General features: G+C 71.2%; 7 protein-coding genes and 1 pseudogene. All 8 read right to left on the bottom strand.

The features are described 5' to 3' along the window. Positions 1 to 648: pseudogene (locus tag N869_RS10055) on the bottom strand (hypothetical protein); the annotation flags it as partial. Beyond that, positions 645 to 1,496 (bottom strand): PP2C family protein-serine/threonine phosphatase, encoded by an 852-nt coding sequence (locus N869_RS10050; RefSeq protein WP_052105362.1) that lies wholly within the window; start codon positions 1,494 to 1,496, stop codon positions 645 to 647. The pseudogene N869_RS10055 and the gene N869_RS10050, both read right to left, overlap by 4 nt. Before the next feature lie 114 nt (positions 1,497 to 1,610). Next, positions 1,611 to 2,609 (bottom strand): polyprenyl synthetase family protein, encoded by a 999-nt coding sequence (locus tag N869_RS10045; RefSeq protein ID WP_035061030.1) that lies wholly within the window; start codon positions 2,607 to 2,609, stop codon positions 1,611 to 1,613. Then, entirely contained in the window at positions 2,606 to 4,189 is a 1,584-nt protein-coding gene (nuoN, locus tag N869_RS10040) for an NADH-quinone oxidoreductase subunit NuoN (protein ID WP_084136892.1), read from the bottom strand. Before nuoN ends, N869_RS10045 begins: the two co-directional genes overlap by 4 nt. Next, positions 4,186 to 5,766, bottom strand: coding sequence for an NADH-quinone oxidoreductase subunit M (locus tag N869_RS10035; protein ID WP_035061027.1), 1,581 nt, complete (start codon positions 5,764 to 5,766; stop codon positions 4,186 to 4,188). Before N869_RS10035 ends, nuoN begins: the two co-directional genes overlap by 4 nt. 18 nt (positions 5,767 to 5,784) lie before the next feature. Next, complete coding sequence (gene nuoL, locus N869_RS10030; RefSeq protein ID WP_084136889.1) at positions 5,785 to 7,776, bottom strand: NADH-quinone oxidoreductase subunit L; 1,992 nt, start codon at positions 7,774 to 7,776, stop codon at positions 5,785 to 5,787. A gap of 12 nt (positions 7,777 to 7,788) precedes the next feature. After that, a complete protein-coding gene (gene nuoK, locus N869_RS10025; protein WP_035061025.1) occupies positions 7,789 to 8,088 on the bottom strand; it encodes an NADH-quinone oxidoreductase subunit NuoK in 300 nt (99 codons plus the stop codon). Beyond that, positions 8,085 to 8,990, bottom strand: a complete 906-nt coding sequence (locus tag N869_RS10020) for an NADH-quinone oxidoreductase subunit J (protein WP_084136886.1) — start codon at positions 8,988 to 8,990, stop codon at positions 8,085 to 8,087. Before N869_RS10020 ends, nuoK begins: the two co-directional genes overlap by 4 nt. Positions 8,991 to 9,086 lie beyond the last annotated feature (96 nt).

The following is a 9,086-nucleotide window of genomic DNA, read 5'->3' as shown; positions in this document are numbered from 1 at the left end:
CTCGGGTGCCGCAGGCTCGGGTTCCGCGGGCTCGGGTGCCGCACGCTCGGGCTCGGGTGGCGCCGTCGCCGCCTGGTCGGGTTCGCGCCGCTCGCCTGCGAGGTCGTCTGCCGGGGGGCCCGGGACCTCCGTGACGGCCTGACGGGACTGACGGCGGGACCGCTCACCGTTGGTGTGCGCCGGTGCCGTCGCACCCCGGCGCGCCTGACGCTCCACGGCGCGCAGCTCGACACCCACCGCACCCGCCCGCACCGTCCCGGACAGCACCGGCAGGTGGTCACCGCCCGGCGCCCCGGGCGCACGGACAGCCACGGTCCACACGTCCTCGACGGTCTCCTCGGTCCAGGTCGCCACCCGGTCACCGGTCACGACCCTGCGGCCGGCGGCCGACACGAGCACCACCTCGACGTCCCCCCGCACGACGACCCTGACCTCCCGGCTCCCGACCGCCACCAGGGCGAACGGCGGCATCGCAGCGATCCCACCGGCGAGCAGGACCTGGAGCTGGTCGGTGAGGGTGCCTCCGCCACGCAGGGAGGCCCACACCTCCTGCACGGCCGCCAACGGCACCCCGGGCGGCAGCATCACGACGCTGCCGTCGGTCACGACGGCGTACCAGTCACCGGGGGCGTACGTGGGCACGATCATGGGTTCACCTCGGGTCGGGTACCGGACGGAAGAGTGACGCCGTCGACCGCCTCGTCCCACTGCCCGGGAGCCTGGGACGTGGACGTCTCCGGTCGGTCCACGGCGCGCAACGTGACGTCGGTGTCGACGGCGCTCCTGGCGACGGCGACGTCGACGACGACGGCCGTGACGTTGTCGCGTCCACCGGCGGCGAGCGCCCGGTCGACGAGGTCCTGGGCGGCCAGCTGCGGGTCCGGCACCGTCCGCAGCACCCCGGCGACGACGTCCTCGTGGACCTCGGACGTGAGCCCGTCGGAGCAGATCAGCAACCGGTCGGCAGGCCCGGCCGGGATGAGCCAGTAGTCGGGGTCCGGTTCGGTCTCCGTGCCCACGGCGCGCGTCACGACGTTGCGCTGCGGATGGCGGCGCGCCTGCACGGGGCCGATCTCGCCCGCGTCGATGAGCTCCTGGACGACCGAGTGGTCGACGCTGATCTGTTCCATCTCGCCCTCGGCCCACCTGTACACGCGGGAGTCACCGATGTTGAACACCAGCCAGTACGCGCCACCCTCATGAGCGGCGATCGCGGCGCCCGCCACCGTGGTCCCGGCGGTGCTGCCGACCTGGACCGCCTCGCGCAGCCGGGCGGCGCTGCGCGCGAAGCACGCGTGCACGTCGTCCGGCGTCGCCGACGCCCTGCCGGCCAGGTGCGAGAACTCCTCCACGACGATCCGTGAGGCCACGTCACCGGCGGCGTGCCCACCCATCCCGTCGGCCACGAGGAACACCGGGGGGTAGGCCAGCAGCGAGTCCTCGTTGAGGGCACGGACGTGACCACGGTCGGTCGCTGATCCCCAAGAGGTACGCACCGCACCCCCTCTCCGCTCTGGCGGTCGGGGCACTCGCACCGACCGGGCTGCACCCTCGACATCGATCATCGGCGCGTGCCGGGGCCGACATGAGCGCGGCCACGACGACGGGCGTCAGGAGGCGCGGTCGACCAGCGCCTCGGCGAACGACACCAAGGAGTCCTTGACCGCCCCCGCAGGAAGGGTACCCAGCGAAGCGACCGCAGCCCGGGACCAATCCCCAGCCCGGTCCCGGGTCTGCTCCACCACGGGGTGCTCGCGCAGGTCGGCGACCACGTGGGCCAGCACGTCGTCGTCGGACAGGTCGGCGTCCAGCCGGGACGCCAGGTCCACGTCCCGGGCCGTGGCTCCCGGTGCGGCCGCACGGGCCCGCAGCAGCAGCGCGGGCATCGTCGGGACGCCCTCGCGCAGGTCGGTTCCGGGGGTCTTGCCGGTCTCCGAGGGGTCCGAGGAGAGATCGATCACGTCATCGGCCAGCTGGAACGCCACGCCCAGCTTCTCGCCGTACTCCACCAACGTGGTCACGACGTCCGGCCGGCAACCGGCGAACATCGCGCCGAACCGCGCCGACGTCGCGATCAACGAACCCGTCTTGTCCGACAGGACCTGGATGTAGTGGTCGACGGGGTCCTCGTCGTCACGGGGGCCGACCGTCTCGTGCAGCTGGCCGAGGCAGAGCCGCTCGAAGGTGGCGGCCTGGATCCGCACCGCCTCCGGGCCGAGCCCGGCCACCACCGCCGAGGCCCGGGCGAACAGCAGGTCGCCGGTGAGGATCGCGACGTGATTGCCCCACACCTCGTGCGCCGACGGGGCGCCACGGCGCACCGGCGCCGAGTCCATGACGTCGTCGTGGTACAGCGTGGCCAGGTGCGTCAGCTCGACCACGACCGCGGCGTCGATCACCTCGGGGCGGCGCCCCTCGCCCAGCTGGGCGGCCAGGAGCGTCAGCAACGGCCGCAGCCGCTTGCCGCCGGCGTTCACCAGGTGCCGGGAGGCCGAGTCGGCCAGCACGTCGGTGTGCGCGACCGCGTCACGCAGACGCTCCTCGACGAGGTCCAGGCGCGCCTGGAGCAGCTCGGCGAGGGCCGCGTCGGGAACCGGGACGGTGGTCACGGGATGAAGACCGCCACGTCCCCGAGTGCGTCGAGCACCGGTCCCGGCACCACACCGAGAGCCACGGTGGCTACGGCGGCGACACCGATCGCCACCTGCGAGAGCCCGTCGGTCCGCACCACGGTGGTCGTGGGTGCGTCCGGGCCCGCCGGCTCGGTGAAGAACATCAGCACGACCAGACGGACGTAGAAGAACACCGCCGCGGCCGAGGCCAGCACACCGACGACCACCAGCCACCACAGCCCGCCCTCGACCGCGGCCGAGAACACCGTGAACTTCCCGATGAACCCCGCGGTCAGGGGGATGCCGGCGAACGAGAGCAGGAACAGCACGAACGAACCTGCGAGCACGGGGTGCCGCCGCCCGAGGCCGGCCCACTGGCTCAGGTGCGTGGCCTCGGCCACGACCGCGCCACCGGGCCCGGCGTTCACCTCACGCACCAGCGCGACCACGGCGAACGCGCCGATCGTGGCCAGGCCGTACACGAGCAGGTAGAACAGCACCGAGGTGATGCCGCTCTGGGTGAGCGCCACCACACCGACCAGGATGAAGCCGGCGTGGGCGACCGAGGAGTACCCGAGCATCCGCTTGACGTCGGTCTGCACGATCGCCGCGACGGTACCGACGACCATGGTCAGCGCCGCGACGCCCCACAGGACCGGCATGACGTCCCACTCCAGCCCGGGCATCACCACGTAGACCAGGCGCAGCATCGCGCCGAACGCCGCAATCTTGGTGCAGGCCGCCATGAAACCGGTGATCGGAGTGGGCGAGCCCTGGTAGACGTCCGGCGTCCAGGCGTGGAACGGCACGGCCCCGACCTTGAACAGCAGACCCACGAGCACCAGGACCGAACCGGCGATCAGCAGCGGGTCCAGACCGGTCACGGACCCCACGGCGACGGTGATGTCGGACAGGCGCACCGAACCGGCGAACCCGTACAGCAGCGCGGCGCCGAACAGGAAGAACGCCGAGGCGAACGCCCCGAGCATGAAGTACTTGAGGGAGGCCTCCTGGCTGAGCAGGCGGCGACGCCGGGCCATGCCCGCGAGCAGGTACAGCGGCAGAGACAGGACCTCGAGCGCGACGAACAGGGTCAGCAGGTCACCGGCGGCCGGGAAGATCATCATGCCGCCGAGGGAGAAGAGCACCAGCGGGAAGATCTCCGTCTGGGCCAGGCCCCGTCGGCGCGCGACCTCCTCGTAGTCCGAGCCCGGGACGGCTGCCGCCGAGGGTGCGAACGCGTCCTCACCGGTCTCGGTGCGGTCGGCGATCACCAGCAGGCCCACCAGACCCAGGGCCGCGACGACTCCCTGCAGGGCCAGTGCCGGCCCGTCGAGGACCATCGAGCCGCCCAGGACCACCGTGCCGCCGTCGGCGACCGTCTGGGGCCACAGGGCGGCCACGGCGACGATCGCCGCCGCCGTACCGCCCAGGGCGAGCACGAGCTGCAGGGGGCGGCGGAGCCGCTGCGGGGCGAACGCCTCGACGAGCACCCCGACGACACCGGCGCCGAGCACCAGGATCACCGGAAGCAGCTGCGCCCAGGCGATCTCGGGCGCCACGAACTGCGCGGTCACTGGTCACTCCCGTCATCGATGGTGCTGGTACTGGTGTAGGCCGGTTCCACGTCCTGCACACCCACGAGCTCCATGGCCTGCTCGGCGGGCTCCCGCAGGAGGTCCAGCGCCGGGGCCGGGTAGAAGCCGAGGGCGAGCATGAGGCCCAGGAGCGGTGCGACGACGACCTTCTCCCGGAGCGAGAGGTCGGGCGTGGTCGCCAAGCCGTCCCGCACCGGGCCGGTGAAGACCCGCTGGTAGGTGAGCAGCACGTACAGGGCTGCCAGCACCACGCCCAGAGCTGCGACGACCGCCGCCGGGCGGTTCGCCCCGAACGTGCCCACGAGCACGAGGAACTCGCTGACGAACGTCGACAGGCCCGGCAGGGACAGCGCCGAGAGCCCGGCGACCAGGAACGTCCCGGCCAGGACCGGGACGACCTTCTGCAGGCCGCCGAAGTCCGCGATCCGCTGCGAGCCGCGCCGTGCGACCAGGAACCCGGCCAGCAGGAACAGCGCGCCCGTGGAGAGCCCGTGGTTGACCATGTAGAACGAGGCGCCCTGGATGCTGACCGAGGTGAAGGCGAAGATCCCCAGCACGATGAAGCCGAAGTGGCTGACCGAGGTGTAGGCGATCAGACGCATCAGGTCCGTCTGGCCGATCGCCAGCAGCGCCCCGTAGATGATCGAGATCAGCGCCAGCACGATGATCACCGGAGCTGCCCACCGGGATGCCTCGGGGAACAGCGGCAGGCAGAGGGTGAGCATGCCGAACGTGCCGACCTTGTCCAGCACACCGACAAGCAGCACCGACGTGCCGGCAGGGGCCTGCTCGGCGGTGTCGGGCAGCCAGGTGTGCACCGGCCACATCGGGGCCTTGATCGCGAAGGCGAGGAAGAACGCCAAGAAGATCAGGCGTTCGGTGGTGGTCGACATCTGGGTGCCGATCAGGTTCTCGACCAGGAACCCCTGCGGTCCCCCGGGGCCGTTGAGGTAGAGCGCGATGACACCCGCGAGCATGACGAGGCCACCGGCGAGCGAGAACAGCAGGAACTTGACGGCCGCGTAGCGCCGACGCAGGCCGCCGAACGCCCCCACCATGAAGTAGACGGGGATGAGCATGGCCTCGAACACGACGTAGAACAGGAACACGTCGCGCGCCGCGAAGATCGCGACCATGCAGGCCTCGAGGACCAGCACGAGCGCCATGTAGTGCCGGATGCGGTCGCCACCGAGCACCGCGGCCCGGCCCGTCGCCGGGGCGTCCGGGTGCTCCCGCCACGCCGCCAGCAGGACCAGCGGCACGAGCACCACCGAGAGCAGCACGAGGGCGAGCCCGACACCGTCGACGCCCAGCGCGTAGCTGGCACCGATCGCGGGGATCCACTCGGTCTGCTCACGTAGCTGGTGGGTGCCGGCGGTGGACACGTCGAACGTCGAGGTCGCCACTGCCGCGAGGGCGAGGACCACCAACGAGAACGCGACCGCGACCGGCCGGGCGAACCGGCGCAGCGCCGACGGGAGCGCCCACAGCACGGCGGCGCCCACGAGGGGCACCACGATCAGCGTGGTGAGCCAGGGGAAGGTCTGATCCTGCATGTGTGGTGTCTCTTCCCCTCAGATCCGGAAGGCCAGGACGACCGCGGTGAGCACCACGACCCCCGCGACCATGGTGGACGCGTAGGACCGCACGTACCCGTTCTGTACCTTGCGCACGAGCTCGCCGGAGCCCCCCACCAGTCGCGCGAGCCCGGTGAACGTCCCGTCGACGACCTGACGGTCCCCGAAGACCAGCGACCGGGTCAGGTACTGACCGGGTCGCATCAGCAACGTCTCGTTGACCTCGTCCTGGTACAGGTCCCGGCGCGCGGCCCGGGTCAGCACAGACCCGCGGGGTGCCACGACCGCGACCGGCGCGGCGGCGTACTGGCGCCAGGCCAGGAACGCGCCGAGGAGGACCAGGAGCAGGGTCGCGCCGATGATCACCGGGATGGGCAGCACCGGGTCGGGGTGCTCGGTGTACCCGAGCACCGGGTCGAGCCAGCGCTCGAACGCGTTGCCGAAGGCCAGCACCCCACCGAGGGCCACCGACCCCACGGCCAAGATGATCATCGGCCACATCATGAGCGCCGGGGACTCGTGCGGGTCCTGCACCGGCTCGTCCACGGTCTCCGTCTGCGAGACCCGGTGACCGGGCCACCGCTGAGTGCCGTGGAAGGTCATGAAGAAGAGCCTGGACATGTAGAACGCGGTGATCCCGGCACCCAGCAGTGCGACCGTGCCGAAGACCCACGGCTGCCAGCCCTCGCCGCTGGCGGTGGCGAACGCGGACTCGATGATCAGGTCCTTGCTCCAGAAGCCCGAGAAGGGCGGGATACCCAGGATGGCCAGCCACCCGGCCGCGAACGTGATCCACGTGATCTTCATGTACCGGCGCAGGCCCCCGAAGCGACGCATGTCGACCTCGTTGTGCATGCCGTGCATGACCGAACCCGCACCCAGGAACATCCCGGCCTTGAAGAACCCGTGGGTGATCAGGTGGAAGATCGCGAAGGCGTAGCCGATGGGCCCCAGGCCCGCCGCCAGCATCATGTACCCGATCTGGGACATGGTCGACGCGGCCAGCGTCTTCTTGATGTCGTCCTTCGCGCAGCCGATCACCGCACCGAAGAGGAGCGTGAACGCACCGACGATCGCCACCACCAGCAGGGCCGTGGGTGCCCCGGCGTACACCGGCGCGGACCGCACGACCAGGTACACGCCCGCGGTCACCATGGTCGCGGCGTGGATGAGCGCCGAGACGGGCGTCGGGCCCGCCATCGCGTCACCGAGCCAGGACTGCAGGGGGAACTGCGCCGACTTGCCGCACGCGGCGAGCAGGAGCATCAGCCCTGCGGCGGTCAGCAGCGCCTCGTTGGCGCCGTCGGCCAGGGAGAACACCGTCTCGAAGTCCGTGGCGCCGAACGCCGCGAACAGCAGCATGATCGCGACCAGCATGCCCACGTCACCGACACGGTTGACCACGAAGGCCTTCTTGGCAGCCACCGCGTTGGGCTTCTCGTGGTTCCAGAACCCGATCAGCAGGTAGGACGCCAGGCCCACGCCCTCCCAGCCGACGAACAGCAGGACGTAGCTGTCGGCCAGGACGAGCAGCAGCATCGCCGCGATGAACAGGTTGAGGTAGGCGAAGAACCGGCGGCGGTGCGCGTCGTGCTCCATGTAGGAGACCGAGTAGATGTGCACCAGGGTGCCGACGAACGTCACCAGCAGAACGAACGACAAGGACAAGGGGTCCACGCGCAGGCCTGCGGCCAGGTCGAAGGCACCGGCGGTGATCCAGTCGAACAGGTGCACGTCCTGGACGCGCTCCTCGAGCGGGGCGCCCATCATCACGACGGTCAGCAGGGCACCGACCACGAAGGCACCGCCCGAGGCGAGCACCCCGAGCCAGTGTCCCCAGGCGTCGGACCGACGGCCGGCCAGCAGCAGCACGGCTGCACCTGCCAGGGGCAGGGCGATCAGGAGCCACGCGTACTCGAACACCCCGGTCGCCGGGATGGCCGACCCGGCGGCAGCGGCCGCGGGCACGGAGGCGAGAGCAGACGTCATCAGCGGCGCTCCTCAGCTCTTCAGCAGGTTGGCGTCGTCGACCGAGGCCGAGCGGCGGGTGCGGTAGATCGCCACGATGATCGCCAGGCCGATGACGACCTCGGCGGCCGCCACGACCATCACGAAGAAGGCCACGACCTGACCGGTGAGGTCACCGTGCATGCGGGCGAAGGTCACGAACGCGAGGTTCGAGGCGTTGAGCATCAGCTCGATGCCCATGAACACGATGATCGCGTTGCGTCGCAGCAGCACGACCGACGTCCCGATCGTGAACAGCACCGCCGACAGGACCAGGTAGTTGCTGAGGTTCATCGGATCGGCTCCTCACCGGTGATGCCGCGCTCAGGCGGGGTCGACCCGGTACCCGGGACCTCGCCCAGCCCCTCGTCGACCTCGATCAGGTGCTCGGTGCCGTCGATCGGCCGCGCGGCGACGTCCGCCACCGAACGCTCCTGACCCCGCACCCGCAGCACGCGCGGCACCGAGGAGTCGAGCGGGCGGCCGTCCGGGCCGAGCGCCGGGGCGTCCATCGCGTTGCTGCGCGCGTACACGCCCGGGGCCGGCAACGGCGTGAGCACCGCACCCTCGGCGACCCGCGCCTCGGCGCGCTCGCGCTGCCCCATCCGCTTCTCCAGACGCTGACGGTGGGTGAGGACCAACGCACCCAGTGCGGCGGTGATCAGCAGGACGCCGACGACCTCCAGGGCGAACACGTAGTCACCGAAGATCACGCGCGCCACACCCACGGGGTTGGTGTCGGCGTTGGCGCCCTCCAGGCCGCGGGGCGCGACGCCCCGGGCGGTGAGCACCACACCGACGAGCACCGCACCCAGACCCAGGGAGAACACCACACCGATCCAGCGCTGCCCGGAGATCGTCTCCACGAGGCTGTCGGACGCATCGACGCCGACGAGCATGAGGACGAACAGGAACAGCATCATCACGGCGCCGGTGTACACGATCACCTGCACCACGCCGAGGAACGGGGCCTCCTGCGCGACGTAGAGGATCGCCAGGCAGACCATCACCAGGACCACGCTCATCGCGGCGTAGACGGTGCGGCGCGCGAACACCAGACCGAGGGCGGCGATCACCATGATCGGTGCCAGGACCCAGAAGAGGACCTCCTCGGCGCCGGTGGTCCGGCCGGTCTCCACCAGGGTCGCCAGACCGGGCCCGGGGTCGACCTGTGTCACCAGGGCTGTGGGGCTCATGCCTCGCTCCGCTCGTGGCTCGCGTCCCCGCCGCGTCCGCCGTCGGTGGACCGCAGGGCTGCGAGCGACTCGTCCTCGGGCCGCCAGCGGGCGACC

It is taken from the genome of Cellulomonas bogoriensis 69B4 = DSM 16987 (genome assembly GCF_000767165.1).
GTDB classification, from domain to species: Bacteria; Actinomycetota; Actinomycetes; order Actinomycetales; family Cellulomonadaceae; genus Actinotalea; species Actinotalea bogoriensis.
Note: the sequence above shows the minus strand (reverse complement) of the source record. Positions and strands in the feature narration are given on the sequence as shown.

What these genes read in the sequence shown, in the direction of transcription:
- N869_RS10035 (WP_035061027.1), bottom strand. Translation starts at nt 5,766, where the DNA reads ATGCAGGATCAGACCTTCCCCTGGCTCACCACGCTGATCGTGGTGCCC.
- nuoL (WP_084136889.1), bottom strand. Translation starts at nt 7,776, where the DNA reads ATGACGTCTGCTCTCGCCTCCGTGCCCGCGGCCGCTGCCGCCGGGTCG.
- nuoK (WP_035061025.1), bottom strand. Translation starts at nt 8,088, where the DNA reads ATGAACCTCAGCAACTACCTGGTCCTGTCGGCGGTGCTGTTCACGATC.
- N869_RS10020 (WP_084136886.1), bottom strand. Translation starts at nt 8,990, where the DNA reads ATGAGCCCCACAGCCCTGGTGACACAGGTCGACCCCGGGCCCGGTCTG.